Below are 18,979 nucleotides of genomic sequence, written 5' to 3' on the forward strand. Positions count from 1 at the left end.
AAACAAGAGAGAAAGGGCTGCAAATCATGAATCCACACTTAGTCAGAATTTTAGCTGCCACACTGACAGTATGCATGGCATCTGTTGGTCATGCTGAAATGGCATCAGACGGTCAGAGCGCCGTTGGTGAGGTCAGTCTGGTGCTGGGCAGAGCCTATCTGGAGCCGGAAAGCGGGCGTCGCCAGTTGCTGACGCCGGGAACCCCGGTGCATGCCAGTGATCGCATAGTTACAGAGTCCAATGGGCATGTGCATATCCGTTTTGTGGACCAGGCCCTGGTCAGTGTGCGGCCAGACAGCCGTCTGTATATTGTCGAATACCGCTTTGACCCGGCTGACCCCGGGCAGTCCAGTATCAAGCTCAACCTGCAGGAAGGTGTCACGAGATCAATTTCCGGACAGGGTGCCAGCGCAGCCCGGGATCGCTTTCGCCTGAATACACCGATTGCGGCAATTGGCGTTCGTGGTACGGATTTTGTGGTCAGCGCCACGCGCGATTCCGTCCGCGCTCTGGTTAATGAGGGCGCTATTGTGCTGGCTCCGTTTTCTTCTGACTGTACGGCCGATTCCTTTGGGCCGTGTGTCGTCAATGCTGTGGAGCTGGCGGGCAACTCCATGCAGATCGCGGAAATGGATGGTAATGCAGGGATGCCGCAGCTGCTGGCCGGGACGTTGGACCGCGAGCCGGATATGATGCAATCCGAAGTGCAGGCCGCCATTGCCGACTCTCAGGGTGATGTCGAGGAAAAAACAGCCGGGACTGATGTTGTTCTGGAGAACGTGACTTCGCGTCGGGTTCAGGCTGATGTGGCAGGCATGACAGCACCCCGGGACACACCACCGGCTCCGCCGGTTGTGACCCCGGTAGATTTTACGCCGGCGCAGCCGGTCACCGTTGCGACTGTCACTGAGCGACAACTGATCTGGGGGCGCTGGGCTGGCGGGCTGGGAGATCTGGAGCGCATTACACTGGCTTACGCCGATTCGCGCCCCGACCGTGATATCACGGTGGGTAACAGTCAGTACGTGCTCTTCAGGGATGGCAATGGTGTTACCAAAGTTCAGGAAGGTCTTGGCCCTATCAGTTTTTCACTGACCAGTGCCCAGGCATTCCACAGTTCTGAAAGTGGCAGCATTACTGCCATGGCCGTTAATGGCGGCACACTGGATATCAACTTCGTGAATAACCAGTTTTCAACGCAACTGAACCTGAATCACAGCGCGACCGGGGACATGGTATTCAGTGCTGCAGGCAATCTGTTTGAGGGGGGATATTTTCATTCCCGTTCAGCCACCGAGCGAATCGCCGGAGCCGTTAGCCTTGATGGCAAAGAAGCCGGCTACTTTTTCGAAAAACAGCTGGAAAGCGGTGGTATTCAGGGGCTGACCCTGTGGGACAGGAATAATTGACAATGTCCCTGTTGCGACGCATGAATTCTCTATTGAATCCGCTGACACTTGCGCTGCGCATGGTGCCCGCTGGCGGCAGGCTGATGATGCTGGCGTTATCGGCGCTGCTGGTTGCGGTTCTTCTGATGCTGTTTTCCCCTGGCCTCAATACTCTGGAGGAGCGCCTTGGGGCGCAGGGCTGGTTGATGCTGTCAGATCAGCAGCCGGAGGAGCGTATTACCGTTGTTGCCATAGATGAGGCAAGTCTGGCTGAGATCGGGCCCTGGCCCTGGTCCAGAGAAGTGATGGCGGATTTGACCCGACAGCTTGAGCTGGCGGGTGTTCAACTTCAGCTTCACGACATTGTCTATCCGGAAGCCCGCGACGGTGACGATGCGTTCTTGGCGGCTTTACAATCTGCCCGTGGCGCCGTTTTGGCTCAGGTGCCGGTGTTGCAGTCTGTCCAGACCGTGCGCACTGGACTGATGACTCATCCTGTGACGGGTATCAGCTGCCAGGGCGACACCGCATTCAGCAGCAGTCAGAGTTTTGTGGCACCGCATTCCGGTTTCGCCGGCATCGCGAAAGGACACATTGCGCCTCTGGTGGCCAGCGATGGCACGGTCCGTGAGGTGCCGGCATTTGTCTGTGTTGATGGACAGGCATTTCCCGCCCTGGCGTTGAGTGCGCTGTTCCAGGCCACCAATGCACGCGACTGGTCTGCTGCCCTGAGTGCTGACAATGGTTGGTTCGGACCGGAACTGCTGCTGCGGTTGCCCGCATATCCGGGCCTGAGCATTCCGCTTGATGGCCAGGGCAACCTGAGAGTGTCATACCGGCAGGCGCCGGAAAACTTTCGTGCGGTATCTGCTGCTGATGTTATCAACGGCCGACTCCCGGAAGGCATTCTCGATAACACCTGGGTCCTGCTTGGTGCCACGGCCTTTGGCATGGGCGATATTGTGCCTACTCCTTACAATGGCACAACGGCCGGCGTCGAGATCCAGGCCAGGCTGCTGACCAGCCTGCTTGATGCCCGTATGCCATACACACCGCAGATTGCGCCTGTGTTATTGACCGTGCTGGCCGGCTTTTTCGCAGCCATTCTATTGCTGCTGGCGCGCGGCCGGGAACGTATTTCAACCTTCGGTCTGCCGGTCGCGGCTTTGGCCATGCCGTTAGTGGCCCTGAGTCTGCACTGGTATCTGCTGGCCACTTATGAAATCTGGCTGGGCTGGTTAGCACCTGCGATGTTTGCAATGCTGGCGGCCGGGTTGTTGCTGGTCCTTGAGCAGGGCCGGCTGCGTGCCGAGCGCGCCAGGGTCTATGGCAATCTCAGCAGCTATCTCCCCAGTGAAGTTGCCAGAGAGATTGCGTTCAGCCTGCCCACCTCCAGCATCAACGCGAAACGTTGTGATGTCACGCTGCTGAGCGCGGATCTGCGTAACTTTTCGGCATTTGGGGAGTCACGGCCGCCTGAGGAGTCTGCCGCCCTGTTGCACATGTTTTTCGTTAAAAGCACACAGATCATTGAAAAGCACGGTGGCCGTATCCATGAGTTCAAGGGCGATGGCTTGTTGGCAGTCTGGGACGGTCAGACTGAATCGAGTGCCCGTCAGGCTTTGCATGCTGCACAAAGCATGCAGCAGCAGATTCTGCCTGATCTGCCGCAAAACCCGCCTGCTGGCCTCGAGCCGCTGGCGTTGGGCATTGGCATAGAACAGGGGCCGGCTCTTCTGGGATCCATTGGCCCGGCGCAGCGACGCACCCACACGCTGCTGGGGGACACGGTGACCATTACTCTCCGCATCCAGGAGATGACGGCCGAGCTTGCCCATCCCATATTGCTGGGGGAGTGTGTGGCCAGACAATTGATTGATTTGCAGCCCGAGTCACAGGGTAGTTATCTGCTTGATGGTCTGCGTACACCACATACCCTTTTTGCGCCTGCAAATCTGCCGACAACGTCTTCGCGGAACCGCGCAGAACAGCTTAACCTGAAGATCGTAGCGGGTGGACGATCTGCTTAGGTCTGTTTTGTATTGCATGCCTGTATTCGATTCACGATAATTGCGCGCATGCCAGCCTTTCCATGCTTCTCTTATAATCTTTCCCGGCGCACCCTGCTCCTGCTGGCACTGATCATTGCCGCACCCGGTAAACTTGCCGCGCAGTCGTGTCCGGACATGACGCCATGGCTGAGCCTGGCCGCGGATGACGACTCATGGGTGACGATAGAGTCTCAGCTGACTCCCCTCATGTCTCGCTGCCTTCAGGACAGCAATTACTTTGCGTTGCTCGGAGCTGCGCAACTGAATAATGGCAGGCTCGGCTCAGCGCTTGAGTCACTGGAAAGAGCATTGCTGCTGAATCCGGATAACGGCGGCGCCCAGATCGACTATGCTCAGGCTCTTTTTCTGCAGGGGCAGTTGTTTTCAGCGCTGGCCATGAACGAAAAACTACTGGCACGCAATGATGTACCTCAGGATGTGCGGAATCTCCTGCAGCAACGACAACAAAGCTGGCAGTCAATGACTCGCCAGACAGGTTTTCTGGCGGAGATTCTGGCCGGCCATGACAATAATCTGAACAGCGCCCCATCACCGAGCCAGATAACCTTGACGCTATCTGGTGACTCCGTGGTATTGCCTCTGAATCCTGAATACCAGCCAGTCAGCGGTCCTTACCTGAACATGCGCCTGGCTGCTCGCTATCGCCAGCTCACGCCACAAAACCAGCATAATGCCATATTGGAAGTCCGTGGCAGAGTCAGTGAAGACCGTAGCTCGGATATGGCTCAGATTGACCTGCGCTACGCATTCATTCATCCTGGCTCGCCCCTGAGTTGGCAGGCCAGTACGGCTGTCAATAATCTTTTTTATGGCGGCAGCCCACTGTATACCGCTACCGAAGCCGGCGGACAGATTCGTATGGGCGGTTTGTCTGGTTGTACGCCCTTTTTGGTCGCGGCAGCTCAGCATCAGTTGTTTCATGAGCAAAGTCGCCTCAACGCTGTAGAGGGCAAGCTTGGTATTGGTGGGCATTGCGCTTTGAATGGCGCATCGTCACAACAGGTTTCTGCCGAGCTCAGTCTGCTTGGCAACCACCCCATGCATGGTAATCGGCCCGGTGGTGATCGGCGGGGCTGGCAGATGACGGTAGACTGGCAGCAGCCGGTTGGTCAGGGCCAGCTGCTGGTGCAGCTCAGCCATACGCGATTGCAGGACAGTCGTGGCTATAATCCCCTGCTTGCTGATGGAGCGCAACGCTGGTTACGTCGAACATACGGCTTGTTTCAGTACAGTCGGCCGCTTAACGAGCGCCTGACGCTACAGCTAAATCTCTATCGGCAATACCAGGGCAGTAATCTGGAGCTTTTCCGCAGCACCGACGCAACAGCAGAACTCGGTGTCAGATACACGTTCTGAGTGTGCTTATTTAATAAAAAATAATTGCTTACGAAACAATCTTAATAAAAGGCTTGTCACTGCGCAGGACAATCGGTAATATCGCACGGCAAATCCGCAAAAGGGTTGCCTGTGGGCAGCAATTGAGTGTGATTGGCCAGGATGATTGGCCAGGCTGCAGGCGAATTTTGTGTTGTGTGATCCCAATCACAGGCAAAGACGCTGAACCTGAGTATCCTTGGCACAGCCGATATGAGGTCATCTGCCGTCTGAGTATGTCGCATTCGGGTAAAACAATTGGAAATAAAGTACTTTAGGAGTAACAAATGGCTAACAACATCACGAATGAAGTGCAGGATCAACTGATCAGTATGGTCGTTGGTATGCACGGCGCTGCACCTGGCAAGAAAATCCTGTCAGATCTGGCTGCGCTGTACAACGCAGATAACAGCCTGGCTGCGATTGCTGCGACGCTTGGTGAAGGTGATCTGTTCACCGGAATCTATCCTACGTTTCTGACTAACCAGCAGTTCGCCACAAACTTCGTCAACAACGTTGTTGGCTCTCTGGTTTCCCAGGAAGAGAAAGACTGGGCTGTTGGTGTCCTGACAGCTGACCTGAATGCCGGCGCCAGCCGCGGCGAAGTGGCTTACTCAGCTATTCTGGCCCTGCGCGAAGTGGCTTCAACTGAGCCGAACTGGGGTGATGCCTCAGCGGCATTCGCCAACAAAATGGAAGTAGCAACTTACTACACCGTGACCAAGCAGCTGGATGCTGGCACACTGGCTGAGCTGCAGGAAGTTATCGCTGACGTTGACAACACTGAGCAGAGCGTGACTGATGCCAAGGCTGAAGCTGATGGTACTTCGTCCAAAGGTCAGACTTACAGCCTGACAACCGGTGTTGATACGCTGGTGGGTACGTCTGCCAACGATACGTTCAATGCGGCCAACACAACATTCACAGCGCTGGATTCAATCGATGGTGGCGCGGGTGCGGACGTGCTGAACGTCAATGACGTGGCTGGTGCTACTGCGATTCCTGGCGGCATCAAGCTGTCTAATGTTGAAACTCTGAACTGGGCATCTGCCGGCACTGTAGCGATCAACACCTCAGGTTCTACCATTACTGGTCTGGAAAAGGTCAACATCACCAACTCAACCGGTACTGTCAGCGTGACCGCGGCATCTGGCCAGGCAGTAGATGTTGTTGGCTCCGGTGGTCTGGTTACTCTCTCTGGCGGCGCGTCACAGACAGTTGCTTCTTCTGGTGGTGTGACGCTGTCCGGCTCCAAAGGTGCCATTACAGTAACTGACACGGCTCAGGGCGCTCAGGCATCCACCATTAACGGTGGTACCGATGTTACCTTGACGACAACGTCTAACGACACCACTAACACTGCACACATCACTATCGGCAACACCGCTGTTCCGACAGGTGAAGTAACGGTTGTGCAGAATGCCAAAATGACTGCTACCGGTACGGCTGGTGATATTTCTATTAAAGGCGGTAGTGAGGTTGATCTGACGATCAACTCAAGCAACTCTAACGGTAACACCACCACTGCCGGCGCAATCTCTATTGATGCCAATGGTACAGCCAAGTCAGTGTCTGTGACTCAGAGTACTGTTGCAACTGCTGCTGCCACTGCCGCTGCTGTTGCTGCAGTGACTGAAACAGCCAGCGCCAAGTTTGTGGCACTGGCTGCCGGTGATACACTGGTTGTTGACGGCCTGACCTTCACGGCCGGTGCTTCTGGTACCACTGCAGCACAGACTGCTGCAGCCTTTGCCAATCTGTCTGCTACTGCAACCCAGGGTAACTCCACACTTGGTACCTATCAGGGTACTTTCGGCGGCAACTGGACTACAGGCGCAGCGTCTACTGATACCGTTGTGTTCACCAGCACGGCTGCCGGCAACGTGGGCGACTTGACGTTTGCTGGTACCGGTACTGCACCGACCCTCACAATCACGCAAGGTGTGGCTGCATCTGCTGCTGCCGGCCGTGCCGGTGTGGTTAACGGCGCTGTCACCATTACTGATGGCGCTGCAACAGACGTACTTGAGTCTGTGTCTGTCAATGAGTACGGCGCCAACGCGTCTGTCACTTCAGATGCACTGAAGACACTGTCACTGGCCAACTCTGGCGCGGGTACTTTCTCGGTAACCAACACCAAACAGACCACACTGGATCTGACAGTGAATGACGTTGATGCCGGTGTAAACATTGGTGGTACTTACACCACGGTTAACGCAACGGCGACCGGTACCAACTCTGTGTTCAGCCTGACTGCCGGTGGTGTTACTACCCTGAATGTGGCGGGTGACAAATTGATGAACCTGAGCGGTGCTGCTCTGGGTGCCCTGAAGACTGTAGCGGTTAGCGAGTCTGCCAGTCTGACATTGAATGCTGGCGAAGCAGGCACGCTGACCAGCGTTAACAGCTCTGCCACTACCGGTACCGTGACAGCCACTATCGACAGCACAAAAGCCACTTATACTGGTGGTGCTGGTGTGGATAACGTCACCTTCTCCAACACTACAGCAGCAAGCAAGGCTGTTAGCCTGGGCGGTGGTAACGACAAGCTGACCCTGGCAACAGGTACGGCCATCCCGACTGCTACGCTGAACGGTGGTGAAGGTACTGATACACTGTCAATGACAGCTTCTGATGCAGTGACTCAGAGTGGTTCTACAGCGTTCTCAACCAAAGTCATCGGCTTTGAAGTGCTGGAAGTGACTGGCGCGGCTGGTGCACAGGCCATTGATCTGGAAGCCCTGGGTAACTACAACAGTGTTTCTTCTGCCGGTACAGCAGGCACCCTGACGCTGAACAAAATGGCTTCAGGCGGCACGCTGACGATTACTGGTGCAACCACTGGTGGCCACACTGTCGCCATCAAGGATGCCGCAACCGGTACAGCTGACGTACTGAACGTAGTAGTGAGTTCCGCAGCCAGCCTGGCTGGTGGCACAGTAACAGCGGCCAATGTTGAGACCATCAACATTACGTCCACTGATACAACCACGCCTTTCAACGCGGCACACACACTGACCCTGGTTGCCACAAAGGCGACAACAGTGGATCTGGCCGGTAACGCAGCACTGACACTGACCAATACGGGCAACACAGCTCAGACAGCGATTGATGCGTCTGACATGACAGGTGCCCTGACAGTGACTGCAGCAGGTACTACTGCAACGACCATTACGGGTGGTTCAGGCAATGACAACCTGACGGCGTCAACAGGTACAGTAGCTGACACACTGATTGGTGGTGCTGGTAATGACACTCTGACTTCTAACCAGGGTCTGACGACTCTGACTGGTGGTGCAGGTGCTGATACCTTTGTTATCGTCGCTCCGGCCAACCTGAACTCTTACTCCACCATCACGGATGCGTCCGCTGGTGACAAGATTCAGTTGCCGAACCAGGGTACTGAGACCTTCCAGAAGTCTGCTGTGACTCTGGCGGCGACAGCGGTATTCCAGGACTACGCAAACGCAGCGGTTAATGCGGGTGGTGACGCCAGCACTAATGGCTACATTGCCTGGTTCCAGTTCGGCGGCGATACCTACATCGTCCAGAGCAACACCGACAAGACAACTACGCCGGACTTCCAGAACGGCACTGACGTTATCGTCAAACTGTCCGGTCTGGTTGATCTGAGTTCAGCATCGCTGAACACAGGTACGCCGACACTGTTGCTGGGATAATTACAGTTTCGCTGCGGCAATTTGCCGGAGCTAATTGTAAGTGAATAAAAACCCGCGTTCTGTTATCAGGGCGCGGGTTTTTTATTGCACTCTTCACATAATATTGTCAGCATTCAGCGTCAAACAGGCACATTAAAGCGCCTGTAAGGAGTCAGATCACACAAATGAATACAGCAGATTTTCAAATTGTAACCCGGGACAAACACGGGGATATGCGCTGGCGGCCAGTCGCCAGTTTTCAGTTTGCAGCCCAGGATGCAGTGGCTGCGTTAGTGGTGCAGGAAGTACCAAGCGCCATCATGTCTTTTCCGGTGGCTTTTCTTATTAGCGACGACAGATATATCCCGGTGGCACTCATGGGGGTCACCTCAGGGCAGAATCTGTTTGTAGCGCCGGATGGGGAGTGGCTGGCCGACTACATTCCAGCAGTGTATCGCAGTTATCCCTTCAGGCTGATGGAAAAAAATCCGGACGAGTATGTGCTTTGTGTTGACGGGGCAAGTGGTCTCCTGCACCGAGGCATTGAGGGGGAGCGTTTTTTTCAGGACTCCGGTGAGCCTTCTGCACGTGTTAGTGAAATCCTGGAGCTGTTGACACGTATCGAGCGCGATCGAAAGACGACAGCCACTGCCTGCGCGGCGTTGGAAAAACACGGATTGATCGAACCATGGCCGTTAACTGTCCAGGACGGTGATGAAGAGCTGCAGGTGGGCGGCCTGCATCGCATCAATGAGGCCAGTCTGTATCAACTCTCACCAGAGTGCCTGTGTGAGCTGCGCGACAGTGCCGCGCTGATGCTGGCCTATGCGCAGTTGTTTTCTGTCCAGCATATTCATAAACTGGGACCGCTGGTGGTAAAACATGCCAATACCTTGCGGGCAGAGCAGGCACGCATGGCGGACATTTCACTGTCAGGTGACGACGGCGGCTCGCTGTCCTTTGATGACCTGAATTAACATTTATTCTGAATGACTTGAAGCAAGAGTAGGATTGGGAACTATGAGCGACTGGACCGCTGGTTATGTAGCCGACATTGGCTATACGTTTGGTTATTATCACGAGTTGAACCCACTACGAGTCAAATTGGCATTTGCCAATCAGGGGCTGATTGCACCGCCCTGTGTGACGGCATGTGAGCTGGGTTTTGGCCAGGGTCTTAGCGTGGCCGAGCATGCATCGGCATCACTGGTAAGCTGGCATGGAACAGATTTCAATCCGGCCCAGGCTGCCAATGCGCAAGAGCTGACCAGTGTCGCTGGTGTGCGTGCGCGACTCTATGACGAGTCGTTTAGTGAATTTGCTGATCGGGCGGATCTACCTGAGTTTGACTATATCGGCCTGCATGGCATCTGGAGCTGGGTATCCGACGACAATCGCCAGTGTATCGTCGACTTTATCCGCCGCAAGCTTAAAGCAGGTGGTGTCCTCTATATAAGTTACAACACTCTGCCTGGCTGGGCCGCTTTTGCACCGATGAGACATCTGATGACTGAACATGCCGAGGTGGTTGGCTCCGAAGGCAGCGGCATCGTCGGACGAATCGAGGGCGCGTTGGAATTCGCTGAAAAATTATTGGAAGTGAATCCATCGTATGTCAGGGTCAACCAGCAGGTCCCGGAACGCGTTAAAAAACTGAAGGATCAGAACCGGCACTATCTTGCCCATGAATACTTTAATCGTGATTGGCATCCGATGCACTTCGCGACGCTCGCTGACTGGCTATCTGAGACCAAACTGAATTTCGCCTGCTCTGCGAACTATCTGGACCATATTGATCCGATCAATCTGACATCAGAACAGCAGAAATTCCTTAGCGACATTCCGGACATCATGTTCCGGGAATCAGTGCGTGATTTCATGACTAATCAGCAGTTCCGCAAGGATTACTGGGTCAAGGGCCCGAGGCGTCTTTCAGAACTTGAGCGACTGGAGTTACTGAGGGCGCAGCGCGTCATTCTGGCAACGCCCCGCAGCGACGTGCCGCTTAAAGTGACCGGCTCATTAGGCGCTGCAGATATGACCGAGAGCATCTACAAGCCGATTCTGGATGCACTGGCTAATTATAAAATACGCTCCGTGGGCGAGATTGAGCAGGCCGTAGCAGGGCAGAAGGTTAACTTCCCTCAGCTCGTGCAAGCGATCATGATTCTGATTGGTGCTCAGCATGTGTTTCCGGTCAATGATGATGAGGTCATTGGCAAAGTGAAAAAACAGACAGAGGCGCTAAACCGGCACCTGATTCAAAAGGCCAGGTCCAGCAGTGATGTCTCCTATCTGGCAAGCCCGGTAACGGGTGGCGGCCATGTTGTGAGCCGTTTTCAGCAATTGTTCATGATCGATATGATCCGTGGTCGCAAAGAGCCGGATGAGTGGGCCAACTTTGCATGGGAAGTTCTGTCGTTACAGGGTCAGAAGATACTGAAGGAAGGCAAGGTTATCGAGTCGCCTGAAGACAATCTTATTGAACTGAAACAACAGGCGCGCGATTTCTCGGAAAAACATCTCGCCGTCCTCAAGGCGTTAAAAATACTGTGAGTGGAACTGCCCCATCAGATATGACAAGCGAAGCAAAAAAAGTGTCAGACACATACCCTGTGAGTCAAACCATGACTGTGAACTTCAGTCCGCTGGAGGATCGTTTGATCATCCGGGCTCCCCGGCTGAATACATCGGCTCTGACCTTGTTATTGACCCGACGCATGACAATGCTTGTACTTAAACAGTTGTTGGACCGACTGGCTGGGTTGTCAGATCTTGGCAAGACGCCGGGTGAGTACTGGCAGGATGTGCTGCAGATGACTCATCAGCAGGCCATGCTGAACAAGCAACGCAGCGACAAAGAGCGGCTCAAGAATACTGCATCGAGTGCCGCCGACACCGGTGAGGCAGGTGAAGCTGAACTTTATCTGGCAACCGAACTCACAGTGCAGGTTAAAGACAAACAACTGGTCATTGCATTTAAAGGGCTGCCAATGCCTGACGCGATGCTGCAGGGGCGACAACATACCCCGGTAATGGCGATGCCCCTGCAGGTTGATAACGTGCATCAGCTCATTGAGCTGTTAATCAATCGGGCCGTTGAGGCTGAATGGCATTTGCCGGTAGAGTTGCCATGGATGAAGCCTGATACAGAACCACCGGCGGAAATACGATCTAATTAGAATGTGCCCATGGTGTCGCCACGCGTATCTGGGCTATAATGCGTCGCTGTGTTAAGCCTGCAGCCCCGATTTGATGGACCTTTCCCGGCTGAGGCGTCTGAGATTTTCTGTCTAGGAGTTAAACATGTTGAATCTGGGTCTGAAATCCCGTGTGGTGAAACTCGCCCTGCTGGTTATGGGTATCGGCATTGCGGGTAGCGTGGTGGCTCAATCGGCTCGAGATCAGATGATTGCTGATCGTCTGGCGCCGGTGGGCCAGGTCTGTCTGGCTGGCGAAGATTGCGCCAGCGGTGCGGCACCTGCTGTCGCTCAGGCGGCCGGTGGCGGTGCGTTTGACGTAGAAGCCTCGTATAACCAGTATTGTGCAATGTGTCACAACACCGGTATGGCCGGTGCGCCGACGCGTGAAGCGGCTGATCACTGGACGACCCGCATGAGCGAGGATGGTTTCGATACGGTGCTGGCTAATGCCATCAATGGCATCAATGCCATGCCGGCCCGTGGTATGTGCGCCACCTGTTCAGATGATGAAATGTCTGAGCTGGTCGAGTACCTGAGTGGTCATTCGCCCGAGTAAGTTGTTCATCTGCGGTTCAGCTTGAGGCGTAGATAATCTGTAGTACCAAGATGTTATGTCCAATGCGTTAGCAAGAGGGGTATAAACGTGAAGTTGATGAAAGTAGCAAAAACCGCTGTAGCACTGTCAGGCCTGGCTCTGGCGACTGTATTCACTGCTGGCTCAGCAACTGCAGAGCAGACCCTGACGCTGGCGCAGATTTCTGAGGGTTTTGACCCCCAGCGCACCTACACCCAGAGCTGTGGCGCCTGCCACAATAGCGGTGCCGCCGGTGCGCCGCGCCTGGGTAATGCTGACGACTGGACTTCGCGTCTGGAAAAAGGCCGCGATGTGCTGTTGGAAAACACCATCAATGGCTATAACAACATCATGCCGCCCAAGGGCATGTGCTTCACCTGCTCTGACGATGAGCTGGCTGCTGTTCTGGATTACATCCTGGAAAACAGTGCCGAGTGATTTGCCCTGGGGACGGAGGCAGCCTCCGTCCCCGGTTGTTATAAAACCCCCGCCTCAAAAACCGTACAACTCAACATTACCACCGCAATAAACCAGGCGAACCAACGTCGTGCGCTGGCTATCTGAGCTGCTTCTGCCAGGTTTCTGCTCATCTTTGTGTCAGTCTGGTACATAGCGTTCACCTTTTTTATTATTGTGCCTGTCATCGGATGGCCAGATATGTGATTAACGGCAGCTAAAACGCTGGCTTTAGACCAGCGCCTTTGATCATTGCCAATTTTGAGAGCTGCGTCACATTAAGCAAAAAAGGGTTTATCGATCAGGCTCCGACTGCCCCGGGGACGTAGACCGCCTCCGTCCCCCGCGTCAGCCGCCCAGCAGAGCCCGCAATCCCGCCAGCGCATCTTCGCCCTTCTGCTTCCTCTGCTCCGGGGTGCTGTCTCCGCGCCCTTCCCATAGCAGATTCTCCTGCGGCAGCTCCTCCAGAAAGCGACTCGGTGTGCTGGGCACGATCTCGCCAAACTGTTTGCGCTTTTTGGTCAGGGTGAAGATCAGGCCACGCCGTGCGCGCGTGATGCCTACATAGGCCAGGCGCCTTTCCTCTTCGATGTCATCGTTTTCTATGCTGTTGCGGTGCGGCAGCAGCTCTTCTTCCATGCCCATGATAAAGACCCATGGGAACTCCAGGCCTTTGGCGGCGTGCAGGGTCATCAGTTGCACCTGGTTATCGACAGATTCCTCTTCCTGACGTTCCAGCAGGTCGCGCAGAATCAGCTTGTTGATGGCCGCTTCGATGCTGGCTTCTTCATCAAGCAATGGGTCATCGTTGTTTTCCAGGCTGCGGGCCAGGGAGTCAATCAATAACTGTACGTTGGTATTGGCGCGTTCGGCGGCGTTGGGCGTGGCGGCATTGCCCTGCAGCCAGCCTTCGTAGTCCATGTCGGTGACCATCTGCCGGATGGCTTTAATGGGATCACCGCGATGACAATTACGTGAAACCTGCTGCAGCCATTCGCGGAATTGCCGCAGCTTTTCCACTTTAGCAGCACCCAGATATTCCTGCAGGCCCAGCTCATCAATGGCAGCCATCATGCTGATGTGGCGGTCATTGGCATAGGTGCCCAGCCCTTCCAGTATGGAGGGGCCGATCTTGCGACGCGGTGTGTTGATGATGCGCAGGAAGGCGTTGTCGTCGTCTGGGTTAATCAGTAGCCGCAGATAGGCCATGATGTCCTTGATCTCGGTGCGACTGAAAAAGGAGGTGCCGCCGCTGAGCTGATAGGGAATCTGGTGTGCCTGCAGTTTTATTTCCAGCAGGCGGGCTTGATGATTGCCCCGGTACAGCACGGCAAAATCACCGAACTTGAGCTGTTTTTGCACGCATAAACTCAGTATTTCGGTGCAGATGCGTTCGGCCTCCGCGTCCTGGTCGGAGACCGCGATCACACGCATGGGTTCGCCCAGTCCCAGCTCGCTCCACAGGGTTTTGTCATAGATGTGCGGATTATTGCCGATCAAGGTGTTGGCGGCCTGCAAAATGGTATTGCTCGAGCGGTAGTTCTGTTCCAGTTTGATGACCTGCAGGGAGGGGTAATCCTCCTGTAAAAGCAGCATGTTTTCTGGTCGGGCACCGCGCCAGGCATAGATGGACTGGTCGTCATCGCCTACGACGGTCAGGCCATTGCGTCCGCCCACCAGCAGTTTGACCAGCAGATACTGACTGGTATTGGTGTCCTGGTACTCGTCCACCAACATGTAGTGCACGCGGTTCTGCCAGCGCTCTCGCACCCTGGCGTTGTCCTGCAACAGGGTGACCGGCAGCAGGATCAGATCATCAAAGTCCACTGCATTAAAGGCGCGCAAGTGGCGCTGATATTGTTCGTAGACGCGTGCCGCCAAAACGCCCTCGGCATCTTCGACACGATCCATGGCCTGCGCCGGCAGCAGCAGATCATTTTTCCATTCGGAAATCTGCCACTGTATCACCCGTAGTTGCTCGTCGTTAATATCGGTTTCTTTCATCATCAGGCTTTTTAGCAGCGACATCGCATCCTGCGCATCAAAGATGGAAAAGCCGCTTTTTAAGCCCAGATGCTTTAATTCATGCCGGATAATGGTCAATCCCAGGCGGTGGAAGGTGGCAATTGTTAAGCCACGGGTGTTATGTTGAGAACTCTTGAGCAGACGGGCGACACGCTCATTCATCTCACGGGCCGCCTTGTTGGTAAAGGTCACGGCCACCACTTTGTGAGCCGGAATGCTGCAGTCGCTTATCAGGTAGCTTATCTTTTGCGTGATGACGCTGGTTTTGCCACTGCCGGCACCAGCCAGCACCAGAAGTGGTGAGCTGATGTAACGAACGGCTTGTTTCTGGCGTGGGTTGAGCTGATTCACAGAGCGGGAGCAGGCCTGATGTCGAGTGAGTGGGGCGAGGGATTATACCTTATGAGCCTGTATAGTTTGTGTGATATGGCGATGCAGCAGGAAATTCCATTTTTGTGAACTGCATCACCTGAAGTTTTGAAAACGGGTGCCGATAACAGATTTTGACGTCGTGTCTTTGTAGACATGGAACACCCGATAGGGAGCAGCGCAGTGCGCATACTTTTAATTTCCGAGCAGGAGTCGGACTTTGGCCTGATTGATCAGTTGATTCAGAAGATCACTGACATTCCCTGCCAATTACTCAGTTGCCCGGCCGACCCCGCCGCCCTGGCGGCACGTGATCTGTCTCGCTGCGAGCTGATGGTGTGGGGACGCATTTCCGATGTACAGATTGCTGCGGGCCTGCTGATGACGCTGAGCCGCCAACAGATCACGCTGCCACTGGCCGTATTAAGTGACAAAGAAGTACCTGAGTCGACCGCCCACCATCGTGATTTTGAGGTCCTGCCGCGAACCACCCTGAATGTGCCCTTCCTGCGCAGTGTGCTGCTGCACTATGGCGCAAAACGACGCAGCGCGGTAAGTAAACCGGTGCGCACGACCGATCCGCTGACCGGACTGGGTAACCGACATCAATTGCGTGACCATCTGGCGACCGTACTGGATGGCCAGCATGAAGAAGGCTCTGTTGCCTTGCTGCTGGTGGATGTGGATCAATTCAAGAAAGTGAATGTGTCCTACGGTCAGGGCGCGGGCGATACCCTGATTCAACAGGTGGCTGAGCGCATCCAGTCATGCCTGGCCTCTAATCAGCGCCTGGCACGTATCGGCGGCAATGAGTTTGCGGTGTTGTTCCAGAACAACAGCGGCAGCGTGCAGAATGAGGCATTGCGCCGCAGCGAAGCCATTGTACAGGCCATGAACAAGCCGTTTCCGCTGGCCCGACACGCGGTCAAAATGCATGTCAGCCTGGGATTGGCGATAAAAGAAGTCGGCCCGGTGACTGTTGATGCCCTTTTCGCTCAGGCGGATATGGCCATGCGCGTAGCCAAGCAGGAAAAAGGCAATACCTTGCGACGTTATACCCGTGATATGACTGATGCTGCGCAACAGGAGCTGAAGCTGGAGTCGGAAATTCGCCGCAGCCTTCGCAAGGAAGATTTTGCGCTGCACTTTCAGCCGCGGGTGGATATCTGTAATCATCGCATTATCGGGGTCGAGGCTCTGGTGCGCTGGCAGCATCCGGTGCGCGGCCTGCTGGCGCCGGGTGCCTTTATCCGGGTAGCCGAAGAAAGCGGGCTGATTGTGCCGCTGGGTTACTGGATTATTCATTCGGCCTGCAAGTTTCTCAATGAGCTTTCATCCAAAGGTCTGGATCACGTGCAGATTGCCGTGAACGTGGCGTTCAAGCAGTTCCAGGATAAAAACTTTGTGCAGACGGTGGCCAATATCATTCGTAAACACGATATTGCGCCCGGCCGGCTGGAGTTTGAACTGACTGAAACGACCATGATGATCGAAGGCAGCGCGGTTGATCAGAGCCTCAGGGAGCTTAGCAAACTGGGTATCGCGATCTCTCTGGATGATTTTGGTACCGGCTACTCATCATTTGCGCATATTCAGCGCCTGCCCATTTCGGCCTTGAAGGTGGACCGGTCTTTTGTCAGTGGTGTTTGCCAAAGCGATGACGACGCCACTATCGTTAAAGCCATCATTAACCTGGCGCACAGTCTGAAAATGCGCGTGATTGCCGAAGGTGCGGAAACCGAGGATCAGGTGGATTTTCTGCGTGATCACGAATGTGACCAGGTGCAGGGTTACTTCTTCAGTCGGCCCATTCCCTATGACGACCTGCTGCAGATGCTGGAGCGGGAGCGCAAACATGGCTTTAAAGCCGTACTGGAATTTGGCAAATAGCCGACATCTCAACTATAAACCCTGTAGATCCGATTAACTGACCGTATCCGTCAAGGAGGACGCGCGTGTCTTTGTCTGTGGTGTACACACGGGCCAATCAGGGTGTGGACGCCCCCTTGGTCACCGTGGAAACGCATTTGTCCAATGGGCTGCCTTCTTTGTCCATGGTGGGCCTTCCGGAAACTGCCGTTAAAGAGAGCCGGGAGCGGGTACGAAGCGCCATACTGAATGCCGGGCTGGAATTTCCCGCCATGCGCATCACAATCAATCTGGCGCCGGCGGATGTGCCCAAAGCGGGTGGGCGGTATGACCTGGCCATCGCGCTGAGCATTCTGGCGGCATCCGGACAGATCTGTCAGAAGCGTTTGCCATTTACAGAAATATTGGGAGAGCTGGCGCTGTCAGGCCAGGTTAGAGGTATACAGGGTGTGGTGCCGGCTGTGATTGCTGCGCGAAATCAGTTGCGCTCGGCCCTGATTCCGCAGATCAACGCGGGTGAGGCGGCAGTGGTGCGTGATGCGCAATGCCATGTGGTGGCTGACCTGCGCAGTGCCTGTCAACATTTTGTGAAGGGCCAGCCCGGACTGCCGGTGTTGCCGATGGCAGAGCTCGATGCTGCTCTCGAGCAGCATTCACCAGATCCGCTGGCATCAATTCGAGGCCAGCAACATGCTAAACGAGCGTTGACGATTGCCGCCGCGGGTGGACACAACATGTTGATGGTGGGACCGCCGGGAACTGGTAAGACGCTGCTGGCTAATGCGCTGCCGGGGCTGCTGCCGCGGCTGGCTGAAAACCAGTCTCTGCAGGTGGCAGCCATTCGCTCAGTAGCGGGTACCCCGGTCGACAGCTCGCAATGGGGCATTCCTCCTTTCCGCGCGCCGCATCATGGTGCCAGCAGCGTGGCGATTGTCGGCGGTGGACGCAGTCTGCAGCCGGGCGAAGTGACCCTGGCTCATTCCGGCGTGTTGTTTCTGGATGAGCTGACCGAGTTCAAGAGGCATGTGCTGGAAAGTCTGCGCGAACCACTGGAGGCCGGGCAGGTCACTATCAGCCGCGCCGACTATCGGGTCACTTTCCCTTCGGCCTTCCAGCTGGTCTGTGCAATGAATCCTTGCCCCTGTGGTTATTTCGGCGATTCGCAGCGCCAGTGTACCTGCACGCCGGAGCGTATTGCCCGCTATCTGGAAAAAATCTCTGGTCCGCTGCTTGATCGTATCGACCTGCAGGTGGAGGTCGCCAGACTGGATTACCAGCAATTGATGCATGAGCCCAGTGGGACGGCTGATGAGCCGGTGTGGTCGCCGCATCGTATCGAGCGATGTCGTGCCCGGCAGTTACAACGTAGTGACTGTCTGAACGCACGGCTGACAGCGCGTATGCTGCATGATGTCTGTCCGCTGTCTACCGAGTGTGACGCCTTGCTTAAATCGGTGGTGGAGTCAATGAAGTTGTCAGCGCGCGCCTGCCACCGGGTAATCAAACTGGCGCGCACTATTGCTGATATGGAAGAGGCTGCTGATATAGCTGCAGAACATCTGGCTGAAGCTGCCTCCTACAGGGGCCTTAGTCTGCCTGGCGGTTCTCCAGCGCTGTAATCAACTCTTCCAGTTCTGTAATTTTTTGCTCAGCGCGCTGCAGGGCGCGTTGCTGTGCAGCAAATTCTTCACGGGTGACCAGGTCCATTTTTGACAAGGTCTGGCGCAGGGCCGCTCGGGCGGCTTCGCGTGCTTCCTCGCTCATGGCCTGGGCCTGAGGCAGCAATCGGCTTAACTGCTCGCTTAATTCATCTAACAGATTCCGGTTCAAGATCATTCCTCATTGTGTCCCGATACCTGCTAATCCTAAACGATAAGTCTCCTCTGACCCAAACTGTGCTGCCCTCCCCGATTGAGTGCGTTGCTCCGGATGAGTGCGCCAACTTGGTGCAAAAGGCGTGATTGTGTGCAGTGCTGCCTCACCAAAATGA

General features: G+C 55.2%; 13 protein-coding genes. 11 read left to right on the forward strand and 2 right to left on the reverse strand.

Features of this window, described 5'->3' with window-relative positions; genetic code table 11:
* Nucleotides 1–26: 26 nt before the first annotated feature.
* From PS2015_RS00345 to PS2015_RS00385, 9 genes are all read left to right on the forward strand, one after another.
* Nucleotides 27–1,409, forward strand: coding sequence for a FecR family protein (locus PS2015_RS00345; protein ID WP_082627870.1), 1,383 nt, complete (start codon nt 27–29; stop codon nt 1,407–1,409).
* Between the two features lie 2 nt (nt 1,410–1,411).
* Complete coding sequence (locus PS2015_RS00350) at nt 1,412–3,418, forward strand: CHASE2 domain-containing protein (RefSeq protein WP_058020302.1); 2,007 nt, start codon at nt 1,412–1,414, stop codon at nt 3,416–3,418.
* Nucleotides 3,419–3,466: 48 nt separating this feature from the next.
* Nucleotides 3,467–4,816, forward strand: coding sequence for a tetratricopeptide repeat protein (locus tag PS2015_RS00355; RefSeq protein ID WP_058020303.1), 1,350 nt, complete (start codon nt 3,467–3,469; stop codon nt 4,814–4,816).
* A gap of 305 nt (nt 4,817–5,121) precedes the next feature.
* Complete coding sequence (locus PS2015_RS00360; RefSeq protein ID WP_058020304.1) at nt 5,122–8,514, forward strand: beta strand repeat-containing protein; 3,393 nt, start codon at nt 5,122–5,124, stop codon at nt 8,512–8,514.
* Nucleotides 8,515–8,678: 164 nt separating this feature from the next.
* Nucleotides 8,679–9,470: a SapC family protein gene (locus PS2015_RS00365; RefSeq protein ID WP_058020305.1), complete on the forward strand. Its 792-nt coding sequence runs from the start codon at nt 8,679–8,681 to the stop codon at nt 9,468–9,470.
* 43 nt (nt 9,471–9,513) lie between these two features.
* On the forward strand, nt 9,514–11,049 hold the full coding sequence (locus PS2015_RS00370; RefSeq protein WP_058020306.1) for a methyltransferase regulatory domain-containing protein: 1,536 nt from the start codon (nt 9,514–9,516) through the stop codon (nt 11,047–11,049).
* A 71-nt stretch (nt 11,050–11,120) separates the two neighbouring features.
* Nucleotides 11,121–11,675: a hypothetical protein gene (locus tag PS2015_RS00375; protein WP_156412610.1), complete on the forward strand. Its 555-nt coding sequence runs from the start codon at nt 11,121–11,123 to the stop codon at nt 11,673–11,675.
* 124 nt (nt 11,676–11,799) lie between these two features.
* A complete protein-coding gene (locus tag PS2015_RS00380) occupies nt 11,800–12,252 on the forward strand; it encodes a c-type cytochrome (RefSeq protein WP_058020308.1) in 453 nt (150 codons plus the stop codon).
* Nucleotides 12,253–12,348: 96 nt separating this feature from the next.
* On the forward strand, nt 12,349–12,708 hold the full coding sequence (locus PS2015_RS00385) for a c-type cytochrome (RefSeq protein ID WP_058020309.1): 360 nt from the start codon (nt 12,349–12,351) through the stop codon (nt 12,706–12,708).
* A 366-nt stretch (nt 12,709–13,074) separates the two neighbouring features.
* Here PS2015_RS00385 and rep read toward each other — a convergent pair whose 3' ends face one another.
* Nucleotides 13,075–15,102 carry a DNA helicase Rep gene (gene rep / locus PS2015_RS00390; RefSeq protein ID WP_058020310.1) on the reverse strand — a complete coding sequence of 676 codons (2,028 nt, stop codon included), beginning with the start codon at nt 15,100–15,102 and terminating at the stop codon, nt 13,075–13,077.
* Between the two features lie 201 nt (nt 15,103–15,303).
* Between rep and PS2015_RS00395 the strand changes: the two genes are divergently transcribed.
* Both PS2015_RS00395 and PS2015_RS00400 read left to right on the forward strand, forming a co-directional pair.
* Complete coding sequence (locus PS2015_RS00395; protein ID WP_058020311.1) at nt 15,304–17,010, forward strand: putative bifunctional diguanylate cyclase/phosphodiesterase; 1,707 nt, start codon at nt 15,304–15,306, stop codon at nt 17,008–17,010.
* Between the two features lie 65 nt (nt 17,011–17,075).
* Nucleotides 17,076–18,608, forward strand: a complete 1,533-nt coding sequence (locus tag PS2015_RS00400; protein WP_058020312.1) for a YifB family Mg chelatase-like AAA ATPase — start codon at nt 17,076–17,078, stop codon at nt 18,606–18,608.
* Here PS2015_RS00400 and PS2015_RS00405 read toward each other — a convergent pair.
* The gene (locus tag PS2015_RS00405) at nt 18,577–18,825 is read right to left on the reverse strand and encodes an accessory factor UbiK family protein (protein WP_082627872.1); all 249 of its coding nucleotides are present in this window, start codon (nt 18,823–18,825) and stop codon (nt 18,577–18,579) included. The genes PS2015_RS00400 and PS2015_RS00405 overlap by 32 nt on opposite strands.
* Between the last annotated feature and the right edge of the window lie 154 nt (nt 18,826–18,979).

This window comes from Pseudohongiella spirulinae (assembly GCF_001444425.1).
GTDB lineage: Bacteria > Pseudomonadota > Gammaproteobacteria > Pseudomonadales > Pseudohongiellaceae > Pseudohongiella > Pseudohongiella spirulinae.

Coding starts and splice junctions, on each gene's coding strand:
- PS2015_RS00365 (WP_058020305.1), top strand. CDS start 8,679: ATGAATACAGCAGATTTTCAAATTGTAACCCGGGACAAACACGGGGAT.
- PS2015_RS00385 (WP_058020309.1), top strand. CDS start 12,349: ATGAAAGTAGCAAAAACCGCTGTAGCACTGTCAGGCCTGGCTCTGGCG.
- PS2015_RS00355 (WP_058020303.1), top strand. CDS start 3,467: ATGCCAGCCTTTCCATGCTTCTCTTATAATCTTTCCCGGCGCACCCTG.
- PS2015_RS00370 (WP_058020306.1), top strand. CDS start 9,514: ATGAGCGACTGGACCGCTGGTTATGTAGCCGACATTGGCTATACGTTT.
- PS2015_RS00375 (WP_156412610.1), top strand. CDS start 11,121: ATGACTGTGAACTTCAGTCCGCTGGAGGATCGTTTGATCATCCGGGCT.
- PS2015_RS00345 (WP_082627870.1), top strand. CDS start 27: ATGAATCCACACTTAGTCAGAATTTTAGCTGCCACACTGACAGTATGC.
- PS2015_RS00405 (WP_082627872.1), bottom strand. CDS start 18,825: ATGATCTTGAACCGGAATCTGTTAGATGAATTAAGCGAGCAGTTAAGC.
- PS2015_RS00360 (WP_058020304.1), top strand. CDS start 5,122: ATGGCTAACAACATCACGAATGAAGTGCAGGATCAACTGATCAGTATG.
- PS2015_RS00350 (WP_058020302.1), top strand. CDS start 1,412: ATGTCCCTGTTGCGACGCATGAATTCTCTATTGAATCCGCTGACACTT.
- PS2015_RS00380 (WP_058020308.1), top strand. CDS start 11,800: ATGTTGAATCTGGGTCTGAAATCCCGTGTGGTGAAACTCGCCCTGCTG.